Here is a 19,913-nt window from a genome sequence, read left to right as displayed (position 1 = left end):
TTCAAATCGGCAAGCAAGCGGCAGGAACCGGTTAGGCAAGACTCTGTTTACGCTAGGGACAGAAACACCCCGATTCCCGCCCCATGCGGTGCCGATAGCCGGCCGCCCGGCCCCGGATTTAATCGTGTCTTAGGGCTTGGATGAAACTGTACGGCCAGGCGTCGGGACAACCCTTCCAGAGCGTCCGCACCAGAGCGCGGGCGAAACCTCGAGCAGTATATGCGTAACGTTTTTTTTGATGGTGCATCGGTGAGCGCGGTGTTCGGCCGTCTGGCCGGAACCGGGGACCTTTCCCGCGCAAGGCTGCAAATGGCGGGCAATGCGGTGATGGCCATCGGCCTCGTCGCCGCCGGCCCGCTGGCGCTGCACGACTTCGCCGCCGGGCGGCCCGTGGCGCTGGCGCTGGTGGCGGCTGCTGCCGCCACCGTGGCGCTGGCGGCGCTGTTCCAGCGCCAGGGCGATCTGGACAAGGGGCTGCTCTCCCAGCAGGCCGGGCTGGGCATGGTCGCCCTCGCCCTCGCGGCGGGGCCGGGCCTGTTCAATGGCGGGCTGCTGGTCGCCATGGCAGCGCTGGTCTATGCCATCTGCATGGTGCGCAGCGTGCGGCCGGGCGATCTCGTCCTGCCGCTGGCCGCCATGGTGGGGGCCGTCCTGGCCGGGGCGATGACCCCCGGCGGCTCCATGGTCGAAACCGGCTATGCGGTGCTGGGCGCCGGGGCGGCGCTGACCATGGCCGCGCTGTCGCTGGCCAGCTTCATCCGCGCCCGCGCCCGGGCCGGGGGCGGGACGCAGGAATCGGCCATGACCCGGGCCATCGACGAATTGACCGGAGCGGTGGTGTGCTTCGACCCGGCCGGACGGCTGACCCAGGCCTCGCGCTCGATCACGCGGCTGATCGGGGCGCGGCCCTTCGAGGTGACGGGCACCGGCTTTTTCGATCGGCTGCACGTGCTCGACCGGCCCCATTACGCCAAGGCCCTCTCGGAGGTGGCGCGGGGCGGCGGACGGGCGCTGATCGAATTCCGCGTGCGGCTGGACGGCATGCCGGGCGCCGCGCCGGCCTATCGCTGGATCGAGATGGCGCTGACGGTGCTGGGCGAGGGCCATGGGGAGCGCCCGGGCCCGATCGTCGCCATCCTGCGCGACATCAGCGCCCGCAAGGGCGTCGAGGACGAATTGCGCACCGCGCGCGCCCAGGCCGAGGAGGCCTCGGAGGCCAAGACGCGCTTCCTCGCCACCATCGGGCACGAATTGCGCACCCCGCTCAACGCCATTGTCGGCTTTTCCGACATGATGGCCGAGGGGATCGGGGGTGAGCTCACCCCCACGCATCAGGAATATGCCGGCCATATCCGCCAGAGCGGGCATCACCTGCTTGAAGTGGTCAACATGCTGCTCGACATGTCCAAGCTCGACGCGGGCAAGTTCGAGATCCACGCCGAGCCCTTCGCGCCGCAGGGCCTCGTCGATCCCTGCCTCAAGATGGTGGGGACGCTGGCGCGCGAGCGCGACGTGGAGATCGCCGCGCATTTGCCCGAAACCCTGCCGCAGCTGGTGGGCGACGAGCGGGCCTGCCGCCAGATCATCATCAACCTGCTGTCCAACGCCATCAAGTTCAGCCATGACGGCGGGCGGGTGCGCCTGGCCATCAAGCGCCAGGGCAAGATGCTGGCGCTCTCGGTGAGCGATGACGGCATCGGCATGCCGGCGGACACGGTGAGCCGCATCGGCGAGCCGTTCCTGCAGGCCCAGAACGGGCTGTCGCGGCGCTATGAGGGGACGGGGCTGGGGCTCTCCATCGTCAAGGGGCTGGTGGCGCTGCATGACGGACGGCTCTCGGTGGCCTCCGAACCGGGCATGGGGACGCGGGTCACCGTGCTGCTGCCCATCGACGGACCGGCATCGGCGCCCCGCGCCGCCCCGGTGGAACACCTCGATGAGCGCAGACGCGAGACGGATGAAAAGACATGGCAAGACGACGAAAGAAAAAGCGCAACATCATGACAACGACGCTCGTCAACGTTTCCACTGCGATCGGGGCCGGGGCCTGGGCTGGACTCTCCGGGGCCTGCCGCTGGAGCGCCGAGAAATTCCTTGCCTCGCCGCTGGCCGCGTCGGGACTGGTGCTGGCCACCGGGCTGACGCTGATGGCGGGCACCAACGCGCTCTATCTGCAGGAAACGCGCCACCCCGCGCCGCTGTTCGGCACCCAGAACGCCGGCGTCGCGACGCCGGCCCCGATCACCCCGGTGGTGGTCGAGCCCGAGACGGTGCCGGCGCGGCCCGAAGCGAGCAGTTTCGTCGCCAGCCCCGCCCCCGCGCCGCAAGCGCCGGTGGCAACGGCTCCCGCCGCCACTGAGGCCGCGCCCTCGATCGGCAATCAGGACATTGCCGACATGCAGGCCAAGCTCAAGGAAATGGGCATGTTCGATGGGACGGTGGATGGCTATTACGGCCCCAAGACCGCCGACGCCATCCGGGCCTTCGAAGCCCGGTTCGGCCTGCCGCGCACCGGGGCGGCAACGCCGCAGGTGATCGATGCGGTAAAGAAGGCGACGGTCAACGGCGCCGCCGCCGCGCCGGTGGCCCCGCCCCAGCCGGAGCCGCAACCCGTCCAGCGGGCCGAAGCAGTGACGGCGGAACCGGCCGCGGACGCCATCGCTCCGCTGGTCGCCCAGATAGAGGCTGAAGCGACTTCGGCGCCTTCGCCCACTCCGGCCCCCACGCCCGAACCCGCTCCCGCCGCCGAGCCGGTGCGCGAGGCCGCGGCGCAGCCGACCATTCCGGCGGCGCTCGACCGCGAGCTGGTGAGCGACATCCAGCGCGGGCTGTCCCGGCTGGGCTTCCTGCAAGGACAGGTCGACGGGGTGGCCGACGAAACCACGGCCCGCGCCATCCGCAAGTTCCAGATTTTCAACAATTACAACCCGACCGGCGAAGTCAGCCCGCTTCTGCGCGACATGCTGGTGGCCGCCGGCGCTTATTTATAGACCATGAGCGCGGTGCGGTCCGACATCTGGTGCGCCGCCTTTGTGCGGCGGCACAACGGGCTGGGCAATTTCTGCGTCGTGGCGCGCAAGGGCGATGCCATTGCCGGGCAGGTGTGGATCGAGGTCGACCATCTCGACGGCACCCGCTCGCTCCATACCCAGATGTCGAGCGCCGCACAGGGCGAGGGCGACGGGGACCGGGTGTTCCAGAAACGTTTCGAGCGGGTGGAGCCGGAAAGGATCGCCGAGCGCATCGCGCGCGAGATCGATTTCGACCCCGATATCTGGGTGCTGTCCCTCGACATGCGCGGGGACGATATTGGAGTTTAGATCATCCGGACGTTGTCCCGAAGATCTAAGTTCTTGCTTGGTCGCGCGGTCGAACCGAAAAAGTCTGCAACTTTTTCTGACCGCACTCCTAGCTTGCTTTCCGCGCCGATTTGAGCCCGTCGAGCGCTTCGAGGGCCTTGTCGCCTTTGGTCTGCGCGCGGGCCGGGGTGCGGGCGCTGCGCGGGGCGAAGGGGGCATATCCGGGCTTGGTGAGCTCGGCCAGGGCGACATCGCCGCGCCAGGCGCTCATCACATAGACCATGGACGCCACGCTCACATCCTCGAACAGCCGCGCGAAGGCGGCGAGGGCGCGCGAGCGGTCGCCATCATGGCTGGTGGCATGGATGAGCACCTTGAGCCCGTCATAGGCGGTGCAGCCGAAGGCGCGCAGGACGACGAACAGCGCCGCGCCGCTGGTATCATGGGCGATCTCGCCGCAGCGCACCTCGTCGAGCCCGGTCACCTGATGCAGCAGCCGGGTGATCTTGGGGCGGCGGTTCTCGGCGAAGAGCTTCATCAGCGCGGTGGTGAACTCGCCGGTCGCCACCGAAATCTCCTCGAAGGTGCGCATGAGCGGCGTCTGGGGCAGGTTGCGCTTGGCATAGGCGCGGATGACATCGAGACGCCCGTCCTCGGGAAGGTCGAAGAACACTGCGGTGAGCAGCGCCGCGTCGAAATCGGGGCGGCGGGCAAGGCTGGCGGCCACCTCGTGATCCATTTCGGCCGAGCGGGTGAGGGCGGTGAGGAAGGCGCCGCGCGGGCTGAACCGGAGATTGTCAGCCAGGGCGCGATAGACCTTGCGGCTGTTGACGGCGAACAGCCGCGCCAGGACGCCATTGGAGAGATCAGGGCGGCGGGCGATGGCGGCCACCACCTCCACATCGCCCTTTTCGATGAGGCGATAGACGAGATCGTCGGACAGGCTGGGCATGGCCTCGATATGGGGGATGAGGCCGGCGCCGAGATTTTCGATCATCAGCAGTTCGAGCTCGGGCGAAAGTTTTGGGGCGCTGGCCAGCAGCGCCGCGGCCCGGGCGCGGGCGGTGGGCGCCGCGGTGGGAAAGAGCCTTGTGACCAGCGCTTCGAACTGCTCGGCTTCGGAGCGGCTGGGATTGGCGCGCCGGGCAAAGGCATCGCAGGCGGCGACCAGAAGGGTGTTGGCCCGCTCGATGCCGCCGGTTTCGATCAGCAACTGGAAGGTTTCATAGGGCTGAAAGCCAATCATTCGCCGACTCGTCAGTGGGAATTGCCTGTTTGCGCCAATATTGGCGACAATTCGTTAGCGGACTGTTAACCTTGATGAACTCTTAATGGCGCATCGGGAGCCGGAATTGGCATGGTGCCGGCTTGGGGGCTCAGGGCTTCCCGATCTGGAGCAAAGAGGCCATCATGGGTATGCTGCTGACATTCAGCCCCAGGGCGAAACCGAGCGTTCCGAGGTCCGTCGTCGCGGGCAGGGGACCGGCGAAAATCGTGCTGTTCACCGGGGTCCGGTATGAGCGCGGGACGACGCCGTCCACCACGGCGCCGGGCGGAAAACTGACGCACAGGCGCAAGGGCTGACGACTTGACCATCGACTGGCGGCGCAACGCGGCGGGCGTCGCGATGGGGGTGATCGCGTGCGCCGCACTGGCCGGGTGCGCGGCGCGCCCGGTGGGCGATTTCGGCCGCGCCGCGCCCAGCGTGCTCCATGACGAGATCCTGCCCTTTGCCGGCCAGGCCCGCGCCGCCCATGCGGGCGAGCCGGTCTCGCGCTTCAACCTCACCGATCAGGAACGCGAAATGCACGACCGCGTGTGGCGGTTCCTCGTGGCGCCCCACGCCCATGACTGGTTTTACGACACGGCGGTGGAAATGCAGCGCACGCGATTGAGCGGGGTGCGCGACACGGAATTTCTCGCCGACCGCTATTACGAAACGCTGCGCGCGACGCGCTATGCCTCCTCGCGGGTGCGCTATGGCAAGGTCGGCAACGACATCGCCCTCGATATCGCGACGCTGCCCGCAACCTTCGCGGCGATCTGCCGGGTGATCGAGGTCGACCGCCAGCGCGCCATCGCGGTGGCCCATGTGGCGCTGGGGGCGCAAGAGGGACCGGCCGAGGTGGCGGCGCGCAAATGGGAGAACGACCAGACCATCGCCTGGTTCACCCGGGCGCTCGACTATCGCTTCACGTCCTATTCGCTGGCGCTGGAGCGGCTGCTGGTCGAGACCCCGCATGAGGAGGGCCGGCTGGTCGACGCGCAACTGGCGCGGATGCAGCCCTATGTGGAGCGGGCCCGGGCCGGCGATTTCTGCCTCACCGGCGGGGACGGCCTGGTGTTCAAGGACACCCCGCTCCCCTCGCGGTTCGAAACCGGCGGGGGTGGGGTGGAGTTGGTGCGGAAATAGGGGGGATGGCTGGCGTGGTCGCGTTTGGCTGGCTCAGGGCCCCCCTCATCCGACCTTTCGCTATCGCGAAAGCCCACCTTCTCCCACCAGGGGAGAAGGGAATCCCTGAGGCAGCGCCCATCTTTCCTTCTCCCCTGGTGGGAGAAGGTGGATCGCGAAGCGAGACGGATGAGGGGGGTGCTGAGCTGGCAAGGGCCAGATCACCTTATCGTCTGGCAGGTGAGGTTTTCCAGCATGGTGCGGTAGCGGTCGCGCATGGCGGGGTGCGGGGGGGCGAGGCGCACGACGACGGCGGCGTCGTTGCCGCCCGCCTCGACGATCAGCAGGCCCTCGGCGATCTCGAAGCGCTGTTCGGCGAGGAGCCGCGTCTGGGCCGGGTTGAACAGGCCCATGTCGAGGAAATCCCCCGATCCCGAGCGGTTGGTGGTGGCGTAGATCACGTGGCCGGCCGGGTTGAACACCGAGACCGACCAGAAGCTGAGCGGCAATTCGCCATTGACGATGCCCGGCCCGTCGCCCAGCTCCAGCCGGCAGACGCCGTATAAAAGCTCGGGGTCGAGGCCGAGCGGATTGGCTTGGCCCGGGGCGATATCGGGGAGGACCGCCATGGCTTCCACCGGCCCCAGCACCTCGAGCCGGTGCCAGATGTCGCGGCTGGCCTGGGCGGGGAGGGTGAGGATGACCACCAGATGGATCAGCCCGCCCAGCACCAGCCCGCCGCCGATCCAGAACAGCCAGCGCATCATGGGCAGACCACCCTCTCGATGGCCGGCATGGCGTCGATATCGGTGTTGGCGCCCGAAAAGATCGCCGCGTCGTAAAGGGTCAGTTGCAGGCGGAACGGGCCGCCGCCGACGATGGGCAACCAGTTGCCCGGGGCGAGGCGCGGGCTGACCGCCACCGCCATCGCGCCATCGCCGGTGCGCGCGATGCGCTCGCTTTGCAGCACCATCAGATCGGGCGAGGCGGCGATGTTGGCGCCGTCGAGATCGGTGGCCTCCAGCGTCCAGAAGCTGTGGCCGGGAACGAAGCCGGCAAGGGCGTAATGGCAGCTCGCATCGAGCGGCTGGCCGTCGGAATCGGTGAAGGCGGTGAACTGGATGCCCTCGGCATAGCCCAGTTGCAGCAGCCCGTTGCGGGCGAGGAAGGCGCGGGTATAGGGATTGGGATCGGGCTGACCCACATCGGGCCAGGCGGCCCAGGGCCCGACGCGCACGGCCGCGACCAGCCGCCCGTCGGTGAGCGCGTAATAGCTGGCGCCGAAGCCGACGCAGAGCGCGATGGTAAGCCCCAGCAGCAAACGCAAGATCGATCCCAAGCTAGAGACTTTCGTTGGTCAAAAGCGACGGGACATTGGCCTCGATCATGCCGCCGCCCGCGCCATTGGCCAGTGCCTCGCGCATTTTGTCCGAGAGATCAAGCAGCTTGAGCGCCGCGGCGCCGGTGAGGGTGGGCGCGCGCTGGGGAACGCCCTCGGCCTCCTCGCCGGTCTCGGAATCGGCGATGATCAGCGGCCGGGGCGCCATGTCCACCCCGTAAAGCGGCTTCACCTCGACATTGGTATGGGCGAAGGCCATGAATTTCTGCCACGCCACGGCCGGCAGGCTGCCGCCGGTGAGGTTGTTCATGGCGGAATAATTGTCGTTGCCGAACCAGACCGAGGCGACGTAATTGCCGGTATAGCCCACATACCAGGCGTCGCGATAGGAGCTGGTGGTGCCGGTCTTGCCCGCCGAGGGCACGCCCTCGACCACCGCCCGCCCGCCGGTGCCGCCGTAATTGACCGCGTGCAGGATGTCGTTCATGGCCAGCACCACCTGATCGTCGAGCAGGCGCTCATGGGGCTCAGCGGAGGCCTCGTAGACCACTTCGCCGCGCAGGGTGGTGATGCGGGTGATGCCGTAGCCGGTGGCGCGGAAGCCGCCATTGGCGAACACCGCATAGGACGAGGCCATGTCCAGCGCGCTGACCGAGGCGACGCCAAGGGCCAGCGAGCGGGTGACGGGGAAATCGTTGCGGATGCCCAGCCGATGGGCCATCTCGGCGATGGGCTCGCGCCCGGTCTGCACCGACAGCCGCACCGGCACGGTGTTGATCGAGGCTGCCATGGCGGACTTGATGGTGGTCGAGCCGCGATAGGAGCGGCCGTAATTCTGCGGGCACCAATTGCCGATGCAGATCGGGGCGTCGGAAATCGAGGAGCGCGGCGTGATGTCGAGCATCTCGAAGGCGGTGGCATAGACGAAGGGCTTGAAGGCCGAGCCGGGCTGGCGATTGGGCGCCGTGGCGCGGTTGAACTGGCTCTGGCCGTAGTCGACCCCGCCGACCATGGCCCGCACCGCCCCATTGTGCTCCATGGCGACCAGCGCCCCCTGGAACACGTTGAAGGCGGCGCCCTGCTCGCGCAGGGTGGATACCACCGCATCCTCGGCGGCGGTCTGCAATCCCGGATCGATGGTGGTGCGTACGACGAAGCCGATCTCGTCGCTGTCGCCCACCAGCCGCTTGGTTTCGAGGAAGGCCCAGTCGAGGAAATAGTTCGGCGAATCGATCTCGTGCGAACGGTCGATGGGAGCGGCGGGACGGCGCCGCGCCGCGGTGACCTGGCCCTCGGTGAGATAGCCGGCATTGACCATGTTGGTGAGCACGATATTGGCCCGCCCGCGCGCCGCGGCGATATCCACATGCGGCGCGAAGCGGGTGGGGGATTTGTAGAGCCCGGCCAGCATGGCCGCCTCTGCGAGGTCGATATCCTGCACCGGCTTGCCGAAATAGAATTCGGCGGCGGCGACCACGCCGAAATTACCGCCCCCCATATAGGCCCGGTCGAGATAGAGTTTTAAAATCTCGTCCTTGGAGTAATGGGTCTCCAGCCAGAAGGCGAGGAACAGCTCCTTGATCTTGCGCTCCAGCGTGCGCTCATTGGAAAGGAACAGGTTCTTGGCCAGTTGCTGGGTGATCGAGGACCCGCCCTGCAGCCCGGAATCGCCTTCGGCATTGGAGAGCAGGGCGCGGAAGGTGCCCAAGACGTCGATGCCGAAATGCTCGTAGAACCGCCGGTCCTCGGTGGCCAGCGTGGCGCGGATCAGGTAATCGGGGATCTCGGAGAGTTCGACCGAATCGTCGGCCCGGATGCCGCGCCGGCCGATCTCGCTGCCATAGCGGTCGAGGAAGATCACCGAATAATCCTCGGCGCGGTTGAATTCCCCCGAGGCGGTGGCGTCCATGGCCGAAAGGGCCAGCGCCGTCATCAGCACCGCCCCCATGGCCCCGAAGCTCAGGGCGTCGGAGGAAAGCTCGACGAAGATGCGCTTGAAGCCGCGCACGGCGAACAGCGAGAAAAAATCCTGGATGCGGGTATAGAGCCGGCTGGACGAGCGCAGGCCGTCATAGAGAAACGAATCGAGCCAGGCATCGGCTTCCAGAAGCCGGGTCTTGCTCTTTGAGCGCTTCTGCTTTGTATAGAAAGGGTCTTGCACCTTGCCCTGCACCCACCAGCTTGCCCCGCCATTGTAGGGCGTGGAACCGGGCGAGGTCACGACAATTCTCCGTCAATTCGGGGCAAAAGGTTAAGAGGAAATTTGCTTTGCCATTCTGGGACGACAAGCCGCTCGAGGCGATGACCACCGAGGAATGGGAGGCCCTGTGCGACGGCTGCGGCAAATGCTGCCTGCTCAAGCTCGAGGACGAGGACAGCGGCGAAATCTACCCCGCCAATGTGCGCTGCAAGCTGCTCGACGGGGATAGCTGCGCCTGCACCGACTATCCCAACCGCCAGGCCAAGGTGCCCGACTGCATCAAGCTCACCCCGGAAAAAGTGTCCGAGATCGCCTGGATTCCCAAAAGCTGCGCCTATCGCCGCATCGCCGAGGGCAGGGGGCTGGCCTGGTGGCATCCGCTGGTCTCGGGCGATCCCGACCTCGTGCACCGGGTGGGGGTGTCGATCCGGGGGCGCACCGTGGCCGAGGGCGAGGCCGATATCGACGATTGGGAAAGCCATATCGTCGACTGGGTGGACTGGGAGCCCGAGGAATAGAGTATTGATTTGTCGTGCGGTCGAACCGGAAAAGTCTGCAACTTTTCCTGACCGCACTCTAACGGGCTCCCATAAGAGTTAGCGGAACGAGAATGATTAGCGGAACTGGCGCAGGGAAAGCCCCGAAAGCGGGCAATCGCCGGCAAGGGCGATGAGATCGCCCGCCACGGTCGCCGCGCATTCGAACGGGGTGGCGATATCGGCCGCGCCGCCATCCACCGACTCGATGGTGAGGGTGTCCCCGCTCACGGCATAGGTGCCGCTCATGGCCGGCTGGGCCGCGTCGGCCGAGAGCACTGCGCCGCGCCATGCGGTGAACCCGCCATCCTCGCCAAAGGCGAAGGTGAGGGGCGCCGGGGTGAGCCCGGTGGCGAGATAGCGGCCGGGCACGAGGCCCGCCCCCGTCTCGGCGGCGGCGTCGGACACGGCCTGCGCCTCGGCGATGCGGCTTTCGAGGCTCGACAGTTCCTCCCCGCGCGTGGTGACCGTATCGGCCAGCTCGGCGGTCTGGGCCTGGAGCGTGTCGCGCTGGGCCTGGGCGTCGGCCAGTTGCGCGGTGAGGGTTTCGTGGCGGTTGCGGAGGTCGGCGATTTCGGCTTCGAGGCTTTCGCGCTGCCCCTGGAATTCGGCCTGGCTGGCGCGCAATTCGGCGAGCTGGGCCTGGGCATCGGCCTGTGCCTCGCGGGCCGCCTGGGTCTCGGTCTCGATTTCGGCGGCGCGGCTGGTGGCGTCGGCGGCCTCTTGGGCGAGCTGGGCGGCGGTCTCGCGCAATTGCGCTTCCTCGGTGCGGGCGGTCTGCAACCGGCTGCCCACATCGGCGAGCTCGGCGGTGCTGTGGGCGATGCGGTCCTGCACCTCGGAGAAGGACTGCTCGGCCTCGGTGAGGTCCGATTGCAGGCTGCCGATGCGCTGCTCGCGCTCGGCAAGGGCGGCGGTGACGGCTTCGAGCTCGCCATCGGCCCCCGCGATCTCGGCCCGGGCCGCATCGCGCTCGGCGACGATGTCGTCGCGCTCGGCGCCAAGGCTGGCGAGTTCGGCATTGAGCTGGTCGAGCGTTATGCCCGAGTCCTCGAGGGCGGCGACCTCGGCGGCCAGCGCGTCACGATCGGCGGTGAGGGTGGCGACCTCGCCGCGCAACCCGTCGCTGGTGGCCGAGAGGGCGTACCAGACGATGGCGAAGGCCAGCCAGCCCAGGACGGCGATGACGGCGAGCGCGATGATCATCGGGCTTGGCTTGCGGGTCGGCATTTCGGTTGCGTCCATAACAAATCCCTCTTCCTGCTCGGCTGCGAGCGCCATTGGCTGGGTGCGAACTGCGGTGGGAAGCCCCCTGGGGTCCTGCCCTCCAAACCTCCGACCTAGCCTAGCGGTTCCCGCGGCGCGGCACAAAGGGGGATTGGGGGTGGTGGGGTGCTGGAAGCGAGGGTGTTCGTTGAGAGTCAGCGGCCCCCTCATCCGTCTCGCTTCGCGATCCACCTTCTCCCACGAGGGGAGAAAGGGGGCTGGAGGGCAGGCGGCGAGCTTTCCTTCTCCCCTGGTGGGAGAAGGTGCCCCGGAGGGGCGGATGAGGGGGGCGCTGAGCGGGATGGGGGCGAGGGTGCTTGTTGGCCCCCTCATCCGTCTCGCTTCGCGATCCAGCCATTCGAGCATAGCTCTCATGGCCTTCTCACCTCCAATCGTGCCACCGGCACGATTGGCCAAAGGACGGTTCGAAGTCTCCCACGAGGGGAGAAGGGAAGAGGGGCGTCCTCACGCAGACTTGAACATCCCGCCTCCCCGGCGCGAACGTGCTTAACGGGCTCTTAAAGAGAAGGGGGCATTATGGGGGGATCGAGTAGTGCCAGAGATCCCGTCCGGTTGCCGTTTTGGGGGCAGGGAACCGGGTTATGCCACAATGATGGGCGAGGATCGGCTGGCGATTGCGTAACGAGGACAACTCGCCATGCGTAAATTGGCCCCCCAAGCGCCCCTAAGACGGGCCCTGAAATTCGTTTCCGCCCTGACGGTCGCCGCGACCATGGCGGTCGCCACCACGCTGCCCGCCTATGCCAGCCCCCAGAGCTTCGTCGCCGACCTCTGGCCCGAGGCGCAGGCGCGCGGGGTGTCGCGGGCCATCTTCGAACAGGCCTTCGCCAATTTCACCCCCAGCCAGCGGGTGATGGACCTCACCCGCAGCCAGCCCGAAGTGACCAAGACCACCGGCCAGTACCTGGCCAGCGCGGTCTCGTCGGCCCGCATCACCACCGGCCGCTCCATGCGCGGGGAATGGAGCCAGACCCTCAACGCCATCGAGCAGCGCTGGGGCGTGCAGGCCGAAGTGGTGCTGGCCATCTGGGGCATGGAGACCAATTTCGGCTCCTATATGGGCGGCAACAACGTGATCCACGCGCTGGCCACCCTCACCTATGGCGATTATCGCCGCGATTTTTTCAAGAACGAATTGCTGACCGCGCTGCAGATCCTCACCGCAGGGCACATCACCCCCAACGAGATGGTCGGCTCCTGGGCCGGGGCCATGGGGCACACCCAGTTCATGCCCACCAGTTTCGTCGCCTATGCGGTCGACTTCAACGGCGACGGGCGGCGCAATATCTGGACCTCGATCCCCGACGCGCTGGCCTCGACGGCCAACTACCTGCGCGAGCATGGCTGGCGGGCCGGGGAAACCTGGGGCTATGAGGTGCAGCTGCCGGCCAATTTCGATTATGGCCGCGCCTGGGACATCGGCAAGCAGAGCCTGGCGCAATGGGCCGCCATGGGCGTGACCCGCACCGGCGGACGCAGCTTCCCGCGCCCCACCGATCAGGCGGAAATCTTCATGCCGGCCGGGGGCAACGGGCCGGTCTTCCTGCTGCTGCCCAATTTCAGCGTCATCAAGCGCTACAACAATTCCAACAATTACGCGCTGGCCGTGGGGCATCTGGCCGACCGCATCCTGGGGACGGGGGGCTTCGTCCATCCCTTCCCGGCCAATGAGGTGGGGCTGTCGCGCAACGACCGCACCGAGATCCAGCGCCTGCTGCTGGCGCGCGGCTATGATGTGGGGACGCCGGACGGCATCATCGGCTCCAAGACGCGGGCCGGGATCATCGCCTTCCAGCGCGCCAATGGCCTATTGGCCGATGGCTACCCCTCCAGCGCGCTGCTGGCGAGGCTCCGTTAACCACGGGCCCGGGTGAAAAGCCCGGAGCGGCGCGATTGCCGCTAGGATGGCGGCCAAGGCACTGGAACATCAGGGACAATCGGCCATGATCGTGGACACCTTCACCGATGAGGAAGGCCGCTTGGCGGCGCTCCACCGCCATGGCCTGCCTGGCGCGGCGGGCGATGCGGGGCTGGCGCGCATGGTGCAGATCCTTGCCACGGCGCTCGGCGTGCCCATGGCCGCACTCTCGATGCTCGACCGGACGCAGCAGGTGTTCCTCGCCACGCGCGGGCTCGAAGGGGTGCCGGTGGGGCACGCGGACAGCCTCGCCGCCCAACTCCTCGCCGGACCCGGGCCGCTGGCCATCGCCGACTGCACCGGCGACCCGCGCCTCGCGACGCGGGCCATGGTGGCCGGCGCGGCGGGAATCCGGGCCTGGCTCGCGGTGCCGCTGGTCACCCCGGACGGCTATGTGCTGGGGGCTATCGAGGCCTTCGACACCGCGCCGCGCGCCTTCGGCGACGGCGACATGGCCATCGCCGCCGATCTGGCGCAACTGGCGATGACCCATCTGGCGGCACGCCTGCCCGAGAGCTTCGACGGCCTGACCGGGGCGCTGACCCGGCGGCGCTTCCAGGCGGAGGTGGAGCGCGAATATGACCGCGCCCGGCGCTATGACCGTCCGGCGGCGCTGGTGTTCCTCGACCTCGACGGCTTCCGCGAGCTCAACCGCAGCATCGGCCTGCAGACGGCGGACCAGATCCTCAAGGCCATCGCCAACCGCTCGATGGAGACGCTGCGGGCCAGCGACAGTTTTGGGCGCATCGGGGGCGAGGAATTCGGCCTGCTGCTGCCCGAGACGCTGGCCTATGAAGCCAGCCAATGCGCCGAGCGGCTGCGCGAGGACATCGCCCGGCTGCGCTTCCGCAGCCCCGATGGGGTGCTGTCGGTGACCGCGAGCTTCGGCATCGCGCCGCTCAACGCGCAGATCAAATCGGCGGTCGACTGGTTCGCCCGCGCCGATATCGCGCTTTACGGCTCGAAACAGGCCGGGCGCAATTGCGTCAGCTTCGCCGCCCCCGGCGACGACCCCGAAGCCCCGGGCCGCAGCGGCGAGGGCCTGCCGCGCCCCGACCGGATGCATTGAGGATTTTCCCGCCCCCCGGCTTCATCGTTTTGCCGTATGGCGCGTTGTAAGGTGAGCACCAACGCCTGAAAGGAGGCGGTTGCTCATGCGCGACAGGGAACACCCGATGGCCCACGCCTTGCGGCAGCGGCGGCCCTTCACGCTGGCCGAGCTGATCGCCGATGGCGTGGTGCACGGGGTGGGGCTGGCGGTGGCGATCGTCGCGGGGACGGTGCTGATCACGCTGGCGGCGCTGCATGCCGAACGCGGCGACATCGCGGCGGTGGGCATCTATGTGGGGTCCTTCGTCATGCTGCTCGCCGCGTCCATGGCCTTCAACCTCTGCCCGGCCGGGGCGCTCAAGGCGTGGCTGGCGCGGATCGACCAAGCGGCGATCTTCCTCTTCATCGCCGGCTCCTATACCCCGCTGCTCATGGCGCTGGGCGACGTGCCGATCGCCGACCGGCTGCTGATCTTCGTCTGGAGCACGGCCATTGTCGGGGTGGCGCTGAAACTCCTGGTACCGCAGCATTTCGGGCGCATGGCCATCCCCTTCTACCTCGCCATCGGCTGGAGCGGGGTGCTGGCCTTCCAGGCGCTGGCCGCGGCGCTGCCGGCGACGGTGGTCGGCCTGATCGTCGCCGGGGGCATCGCCTATTCGGCCGGGGTGATCTTCCTCCTGTGGGAGAAGCTGGCCTTCCAGAACGTCCTCTGGCACGGCTGCGTGCTGGTCGGCGCGGTGCTGCACCTCGTCGCCATCTTCAATACCGTGCTCGGGTAGGCTCAGACCTCCTGCGCCACCAAGCCCTTGGTGAGTTCGAGCGCCTGCTTTTCGAACAGCCGGCGATAGATGCCGCCCTCGCGCCGGATGAGGGCGATGTGGTCGCCTTCCTCGACGATCTTTCCCTTGTCGAAGACGAGGATGCGGTCGAGCGCGCGCACGGTGGACAGCCGATGGGCGATGACCAGCGTGGTGCGCCCGGTCATCAGCCGCTCGATGGCCTGCTGGATCAAGAGCTCGCTCTCGGAATCGAGGCTCGACGTGGCCTCGTCGAGGATCAGCACCGGCGCATCGGCGAGGAAGGCGCGGGCGATGGCCACGCGCTGGCGCTCGCCGCCCGAGAGCTTGATGCCGCGCTCGCCGACCAGGGTCTCGTAGCCCTTGGGCAGCGTCTCGATGAAATCATGGGCATTGGCCATGCGGGCCGCCGCGATCACTTCGGCGCGCGAAGCGTCGGGGCGGGCATAGGCGATGTTGTCGGCCAGGGTGCGGTGAAAGAGGATCGGCTCCTGCTGCACGATGGCGATCTGGGCCCGCAGGCTGGTCTGGGTATGGTCGGCGATGTCCTGCCCGTCGATGAGGATCTTTCCGCCGGTGACATCGTGCAGGCGCTGGATCAGCTTGACGAAAGTGGTCTTGCCCGAGCCCGAATGCCCCACCAGCCCGATGCGCTCGCCGCTGGCGATATCGACGGAAAAATCCTCGTAGAGCGGGGTGGCGTGGCCGCCATAGCGGAAGGTGACGTCCGCAAAGCGGATGCGGCCATCGCTGATGGCGATCGGGGTGGCCCCGGCGCGGTCGGCGACCCCGAACGGAGCCCTGTCGAGCTCGACCAGTTCCTCCATCTCGTTGACCGAGCGCTGGAGATTGCGGAAATGCATGCCCACGTCCTGCAGATAGCCCTGAAGGACGAAGAAGGAGGTGAGGACGAAGGCGATGTCGCCGGCATTGGCGACCCCGCCCAGCCAGAGCAGGATGCCGGTGCCCAGAATGGCGGCGCGCAGCAGCAATAGGGCGCCGTCCTGGCTGATGCCGTTGAGATTGTAGCGGTTCCAGGTGCGCAGGGTGCGCTTCTGCCACTTGCCGACCACCCGCCCGAGGCGCTGTTCCTCGCGATGTTCGGCCCCGAACCCCTTGACCACCGCATTGCAGCCGATGGCGTCCGAGAGCGCCCCGCCGACCTTGGTGTCCCAGGCATTGGAGAGCGAGGCGGCCGGGGAGACGTAAAAGAGGGTTATGGCGATGGTGCCGGCGATGAACAGGAGCGAGCCCAGCCCCACCACCAGCCCCATGACCGGCCAGAAGGCGGCGAGCAGCGCCGTGGTCCCCGCCAGCATGACGATGGAGGGGAAGAGGGCGACGAGGATGGTGTCGTTGAGCAGGTCGAGCGACCACATGCCGCGTGTGATCTTGCGCACGGTGGAGCCGGCGAAGGTGTTGGCGTGCCAGTCGGTGGAAAAGCGCTGCACCCGATGGAAGGTCTCGTTGACCACGTCGCTCATCATGGCGAGGGTCAGCTTGTTGAGGGTGCGGAAGGTGAAAAAGCGCAGGCCCACGGCGATGGCGCCCAGGACCACCAGGGTGGCGAAGGCGGCCAGCGCGCCGGACAGCGCGGTCGCCTCGCCCGGCGTGCCCGAGGCGATGGCCTCCACCAGTTGCCCGGCGAAATAGGGGGTGGCCACATCGGCGAGGGTGGCGAGCATCATCAGCCCGACAATGGTGCCGATGCGCCCGGGTTGGCGCTTCCAGTGCCTGATGGTGTAGCCGAGGACCGATCGGTAGGTCGATCCGCGGAAATCGATTGTCTTGCGGGCCATGTCTGTCGCCGGCCGCCCCGATGGGCGTGGCCGGTCCTTGAAACGGAGGAAAACCAAGGGCCGCGACCGGGCATGGATATGCGCCGAAGGCGGGCCGAATGCGAAAAAGGGCAGGGAGCGGTTCTTGATCAGGAGAGAACCGCGTATGCGCTGGCTATCAGGCTAGGACAGCAGCGGGGCCTGGGCAGGCGCGGGAACAATGGTCAATGCAACGCCTCCTCTGGCTCGCGTCGAAACGGGAGCGCCTTTATAGAGGAGGCTTTTTGCCGCGCCAAGGCCCCAGGCGGCAAAAAAGATCAGGGGGCGGGAGCTACATCGGTGCGCTGTTCGGCCTCGGCCGGGGAGATGGGGCTGACACTGGCCCTGGCGAGGGTGCGTTCGCGCAGCCAGATATAAAGCCCCGAGCCGATGACGATGGGGCCGCCGATGAACAGCCACACGGTGGGCAATTCGCTGAATACCAGCCAGCCCGAAATGGTCATCCAGACGATCTGGCTATAGGCGAAGGGGGCGAGCACCGAGGCGGGGGCGTAGCGGTGGGCGATGATCGAGATGCCGTGCCCGGTCATGGCCGACAGCCCGACCGCGAGGAAGACGATCCAGCTCAGCAGCCCCTCCGGCCACATCCAGACGGCGACGGCGAAGGGCGCAAGGCACACCGTGCCCACCAGCCCGGTATAGAGTTGCAGGCTCAGCGTCGTCTCGGTGGCGGTCAGCTTGCGGGTGAAGATGTAATACATGGCGCCCGAGGCGGCGGACCCCAGCGACAGAAACACCGCCCAGTGGAAATCGGCTCCCCAGGGCTGGATGACGATCAGGATGCCGGCAAAGCCGACCAGAATGGCCAGCCAGCGCCGCCAGCCCACATGCTCGCCCAGAAAGGGCACCGATAGCGCGGTGATCATCAGCGGCATGCAGAACAGGATGGCCGAGGTCATGGTCAGCGGCAGATAGACCACGGCGAGGAAGTTGAACGCCGTCATGCCCAACAGCCCCAGCGCGCGGATCACTTGCAGCACCGGGCGCCTGGTCCTGAAGCTCGACAGCCCCGCCTTGGGCAGCACCATGCCCAGGATGAAGGCGAACTGGACGGCATAGCGCCCGAACGCCACCTGCAGGGGCGGCATGCCGGAAACGGCCATCCACTTGGCGCTGGTGTCGCACACGGTGAAGAAGGCGTAGGTGACGAGCGCCAGCCCGATGGCATAGAGCCGCCGATCCTGATGCCCGGTGACGAGGCTGGACATGGAGCAAACCCGCGAAGGGCTCCGGCCGGGAGGGCCGGAGCAAAGCCGCTATTCTGGCAGGATTCGCACCGCTCCGCGATCCGCGCTCGACGCGAAGGCGGCATAGGCCTTCAGCGCGGTGGTCACCTTGCGCTTGCGCGTTTCCACCGGCTTCCAGGCATCGGCCCCCTTGGCGTCCATGGCGGCGCGGCGGCGGGCCAGCTCCGCATCGGTCACCATGAGATTGATGCTGCGGTTGGGGATGTCGATCTCGATGCGGTCGCCCGGCTCCACCAGCCCGATGGCGCCGCCATCGGCGGCCTCGGGGGAGACGTGGCCGATCGAGAGGCCCGAGGTGCCGCCCGAAAAGCGCCCGTCGGTCAAGAGCGCGCAGGCCGCCCCCAGCCCCTTGGACTTGAGATAGCTGGTCGGGTAGAGCATTTCCTGCATGCCGGGGCCGCCCTTGGGGCCCTCATAGCGGATGACCACCACGTCGCCTTCCTTGACCTTGCCGGTGAGGATGCCCGAGACGGCGGCATCCTGGCTCTCATAGACCACGGCCTTGCCGGCGAATTTGAGGATGGAATCGTCGACGCCGGCGGTTTTGACCACGCAGCCGTCGAGCGCGATATTGCCCTTGAGCACCGCCAGCCCGCCATCCTTGGAGAAGGCGTGCTCGGCCGAGCGGATGACCCCCTCTTTGCGGTCGAGGTCGAGCTCGGCCCAGCGGTTCTGGGTCGAGAAGGCCTCGGTGGTGCGCACCCCGCCGGGCGCCGCCATGTAGAACTGGCGCACGCTTTCCGAATTGGTGCGGGAAATGTCCCAGCGGTCCAGCGCGTCGCCCAGAGTGGCGCTGTGGACGGTGGGCAGGTCGCGATGCAACAGGTTGGCGCGGTCGAGCTGGCCGAGGATCGACATGATGCCGCCGGCCCGGTGCACGTCTTCCATGTGCACGTCCTGCTTGGCCGGGGCGACCTTGCACAGGACCGGAACCTTGCGGGAAAGCTGGTCGATATCGTCCATGGTGAAATCGACCTCGCCTTCATAGGCGGCGGCGAGGATGTGCAGCACGGTATTGGTCGAGCCGCCCATGGCGATGTCGAGCGCCATGGCGTTCTCGAAGGCCTGTTTGGTGACGATGGAGCGCGGCAGCACGCTCTCGTCGTCCTGCTCGTAATAGCGGCGGGCCAGATCGACGATCAGGTGGCCGGCTTCGAGGAACAGGCGCTTGCGGTCGGCATGGGTGGCCAGCGTCGAGCCGTTGCCGGGCAGCGACAGGCCGAGTGCCTCGGTGAGGCAGTTCATGGAATTGGCCGTGAACATGCCCGAGCACGAGCCGCAAGTGGGGCAGGCGGCTTCCTCGATGGCGGCGACCTGGGCGTCGGTGTAGCTGTCGTCGGCGGCGACCACCATGGCGTCGATGAGGTCGAGCGCCTGCAGCTTGTCGCCCTCGACGATCTTGCCCGCTTCCATGGGCCCGCCCGAGACGAAGACCACGGGGATGTTGAGCCGCATGGCGGCGTTGAGCATGCCCGGGGTGATCTTGTCGCAATTGGAGATGCAGACCATGGCGTCGGCGCAATGGGCGTTGACCATGTATTCGACGCTGTCGGCGATCATCTCGCGGCTGGGCAGAGAATAGAGCATGCCGTCATGGCCCATGGCGATGCCGTCATCGACCGCGATGGTGTTGAATTCCTTGGCGACGCCGCCGGCGCGCTCGATCTCGCGCGCCACCATCTGGCCGAGATCTTTCAGATGCACGTGGCCGGGCACGAACTGGGTGAAGGAATTGACCACGGCGATGATGGGCTTGCCGAAATCGCCGTCCTTCATGCCCGTGGCGCGCCAGAGACCACGCGCGCCGGCCATGTTGCGGCCATGGGTGGTTGTACGGGAACGATAGGCGGGCATGAGATCACCTGCTTGGCTGATGAAATGTGAGGGGCCGCCGCTGTCCCGGACCTCCGGCGCGGCGCGCGTTCCCTGATGTCTAGCGCGCGGCGGGCCCGGTGTAAAGCATAACCGTACCGTAACGTACGGTACGCTCGCTCACACCTGCGTGTGGGA

Annotated in this window: 16 protein-coding genes; 8 read left to right on the top strand and 8 right to left on the bottom strand. The window is 67.4% G+C overall.

Annotation, left to right across the window (positions count from 1 at the left end; genetic code table 11):
• The first annotated feature begins 219 nt into the window (after positions 1-219).
• The 3 genes from DVH29_RS00650 to DVH29_RS00640 are packed head-to-tail and all read left to right on the top strand — an operon-like array spanning position 220 to position 3,320.
• Positions 220-2,004 (top strand): sensor histidine kinase, encoded by a 1,785-nt coding sequence (locus DVH29_RS00650; RefSeq protein ID WP_114644215.1) that lies wholly within the window; start codon positions 220-222, stop codon positions 2,002-2,004.
• Entirely contained in the window at positions 2,001-2,990 is a 990-nt protein-coding gene (locus DVH29_RS00645) for a peptidoglycan-binding domain-containing protein (protein WP_158541507.1), read from the top strand. The genes DVH29_RS00650 and DVH29_RS00645 overlap by 4 nt, the downstream gene beginning before the upstream one ends.
• 3 nt (positions 2,991-2,993) lie before the next feature.
• Positions 2,994-3,320, top strand: coding sequence for a DUF1491 family protein (locus DVH29_RS00640; protein WP_114644213.1), 327 nt, complete (start codon positions 2,994-2,996; stop codon positions 3,318-3,320).
• Positions 3,321-3,408: 88 nt separating this feature from the next.
• Here the strand turns inward: DVH29_RS00640 and DVH29_RS00635 are convergent, their stop codons facing one another.
• A complete protein-coding gene (locus DVH29_RS00635; protein ID WP_114644212.1) occupies positions 3,409-4,545 on the bottom strand; it encodes a DUF2336 domain-containing protein in 1,137 nt (378 codons plus the stop codon).
• Between the two features lie 342 nt (positions 4,546-4,887).
• On the opposite strand from DVH29_RS00635, the gene DVH29_RS00630 reads away from it, so the two are divergent.
• Complete coding sequence (locus tag DVH29_RS00630) at positions 4,888-5,712, top strand: hypothetical protein (RefSeq protein ID WP_114644211.1); 825 nt, start codon at positions 4,888-4,890, stop codon at positions 5,710-5,712.
• Positions 5,713-5,912: 200 nt separating this feature from the next.
• Here DVH29_RS00630 and DVH29_RS00625 read toward each other — a convergent pair whose 3' ends face one another.
• The 3 genes from DVH29_RS00625 to DVH29_RS00615 are packed head-to-tail and all read right to left on the bottom strand — an operon-like array spanning position 5,913 to position 9,251.
• Positions 5,913-6,458 (bottom strand): DUF1254 domain-containing protein, encoded by a 546-nt coding sequence (locus tag DVH29_RS00625; RefSeq protein WP_114644210.1) that lies wholly within the window; start codon positions 6,456-6,458, stop codon positions 5,913-5,915.
• Positions 6,455-7,018, bottom strand: a complete 564-nt coding sequence (locus tag DVH29_RS00620; protein WP_147275962.1) for a DUF1214 domain-containing protein — start codon at positions 7,016-7,018, stop codon at positions 6,455-6,457. Before DVH29_RS00620 ends, DVH29_RS00625 begins: the two co-directional genes overlap by 4 nt.
• 13 nt (positions 7,019-7,031) lie before the next feature.
• The gene (locus tag DVH29_RS00615; protein ID WP_245944834.1) at positions 7,032-9,251 is read right to left on the bottom strand and encodes a transglycosylase domain-containing protein; all 2,220 of its coding nucleotides are present in this window, start codon (positions 9,249-9,251) and stop codon (positions 7,032-7,034) included.
• 47 nt (positions 9,252-9,298) lie between these two features.
• Here DVH29_RS00615 and DVH29_RS00610 point away from each other — a divergent pair, with 47 nt between their 5' ends.
• Entirely contained in the window at positions 9,299-9,748 is a 450-nt protein-coding gene (locus tag DVH29_RS00610) for a YcgN family cysteine cluster protein (RefSeq protein WP_114644208.1), read from the top strand.
• A 96-nt stretch (positions 9,749-9,844) separates the two neighbouring features.
• Here DVH29_RS00610 and DVH29_RS00605 read toward each other — a convergent pair whose 3' ends face one another.
• The gene (locus tag DVH29_RS00605) at positions 9,845-11,011 is read right to left on the bottom strand and encodes a coiled-coil domain-containing protein (protein ID WP_114644207.1); all 1,167 of its coding nucleotides are present in this window, start codon (positions 11,009-11,011) and stop codon (positions 9,845-9,847) included.
• Positions 11,012-11,690: 679 nt separating this feature from the next.
• On the opposite strand from DVH29_RS00605, the gene DVH29_RS00600 reads away from it, so the two are divergent.
• The 3 genes from DVH29_RS00600 (at position 11,691) to trhA (ending at position 14,800) form a co-directional block, all read left to right on the top strand.
• The gene (locus DVH29_RS00600) at positions 11,691-12,911 is read left to right on the top strand and encodes a lytic murein transglycosylase (protein ID WP_114644206.1); all 1,221 of its coding nucleotides are present in this window, start codon (positions 11,691-11,693) and stop codon (positions 12,909-12,911) included.
• Between the two features lie 85 nt (positions 12,912-12,996).
• A complete protein-coding gene (locus DVH29_RS00595; RefSeq protein WP_158541506.1) occupies positions 12,997-14,040 on the top strand; it encodes a GGDEF domain-containing protein in 1,044 nt (347 codons plus the stop codon).
• A gap of 85 nt (positions 14,041-14,125) precedes the next feature.
• Positions 14,126-14,800 carry a PAQR family membrane homeostasis protein TrhA gene (trhA, locus tag DVH29_RS00590; protein ID WP_114644389.1) on the top strand — a complete coding sequence of 225 codons (675 nt, stop codon included), beginning with the start codon at positions 14,126-14,128 and terminating at the stop codon, positions 14,798-14,800.
• 2 nt (positions 14,801-14,802) lie between these two features.
• Here trhA and DVH29_RS00585 read toward each other — a convergent pair whose 3' ends face one another.
• The 3 genes from DVH29_RS00585 to ilvD form a co-directional block, all read right to left on the bottom strand.
• Positions 14,803-16,617, bottom strand: coding sequence for an ABC transporter ATP-binding protein (locus DVH29_RS00585; protein ID WP_114644204.1), 1,815 nt, complete (start codon positions 16,615-16,617; stop codon positions 14,803-14,805).
• A gap of 296 nt (positions 16,618-16,913) precedes the next feature.
• On the bottom strand, positions 16,914-17,864 hold the full coding sequence (locus DVH29_RS00580; protein ID WP_114644203.1) for a DMT family transporter: 951 nt from the start codon (positions 17,862-17,864) through the stop codon (positions 16,914-16,916).
• 48 nt (positions 17,865-17,912) lie between these two features.
• Positions 17,913-19,757 carry a dihydroxy-acid dehydratase gene (ilvD, locus tag DVH29_RS00575; protein WP_114644202.1) on the bottom strand — a complete coding sequence of 615 codons (1,845 nt, stop codon included), beginning with the start codon at positions 19,755-19,757 and terminating at the stop codon, positions 17,913-17,915.
• Between the last annotated feature and the right edge of the window lie 156 nt (positions 19,758-19,913).

Source organism: Pelagibacterium lacus (genome assembly GCF_003345525.1).
GTDB classification, from domain to species: domain Bacteria; phylum Pseudomonadota; class Alphaproteobacteria; order Rhizobiales; family Devosiaceae; genus Pelagibacterium; species Pelagibacterium lacus.
This window is presented reverse-complemented; position numbering and strand designations above follow the sequence as displayed.

What these genes read in the sequence shown, in the direction of transcription:
- DVH29_RS00595 (WP_158541506.1), top strand. Translation starts at nt 12,997, where the DNA reads ATGATCGTGGACACCTTCACCGATGAGGAAGGCCGCTTGGCGGCGCTC.
- ilvD (WP_114644202.1), bottom strand. Translation starts at nt 19,757, where the DNA reads ATGCCCGCCTATCGTTCCCGTACAACCACCCATGGCCGCAACATGGCC.
- DVH29_RS00605 (WP_114644207.1), bottom strand. Translation starts at nt 11,011, where the DNA reads ATGGACGCAACCGAAATGCCGACCCGCAAGCCAAGCCCGATGATCATC.
- DVH29_RS00585 (WP_114644204.1), bottom strand. Translation starts at nt 16,617, where the DNA reads ATGGCCCGCAAGACAATCGATTTCCGCGGATCGACCTACCGATCGGTC.
- DVH29_RS00580 (WP_114644203.1), bottom strand. Translation starts at nt 17,864, where the DNA reads ATGTCCAGCCTCGTCACCGGGCATCAGGATCGGCGGCTCTATGCCATC.
- DVH29_RS00600 (WP_114644206.1), top strand. Translation starts at nt 11,691, where the DNA reads ATGCGTAAATTGGCCCCCCAAGCGCCCCTAAGACGGGCCCTGAAATTC.
- DVH29_RS00640 (WP_114644213.1), top strand. Translation starts at nt 2,994, where the DNA reads ATGAGCGCGGTGCGGTCCGACATCTGGTGCGCCGCCTTTGTGCGGCGG.
- DVH29_RS00635 (WP_114644212.1), bottom strand. Translation starts at nt 4,545, where the DNA reads ATGATTGGCTTTCAGCCCTATGAAACCTTCCAGTTGCTGATCGAAACC.
- DVH29_RS00650 (WP_114644215.1), top strand. Translation starts at nt 220, where the DNA reads ATGCGTAACGTTTTTTTTGATGGTGCATCGGTGAGCGCGGTGTTCGGC.
- DVH29_RS00645 (WP_158541507.1), top strand. Translation starts at nt 2,001, where the DNA reads ATGACAACGACGCTCGTCAACGTTTCCACTGCGATCGGGGCCGGGGCC.
- DVH29_RS00625 (WP_114644210.1), bottom strand. Translation starts at nt 6,458, where the DNA reads ATGATGCGCTGGCTGTTCTGGATCGGCGGCGGGCTGGTGCTGGGCGGG.
- trhA (WP_114644389.1), top strand. Translation starts at nt 14,126, where the DNA reads ATGCGCGACAGGGAACACCCGATGGCCCACGCCTTGCGGCAGCGGCGG.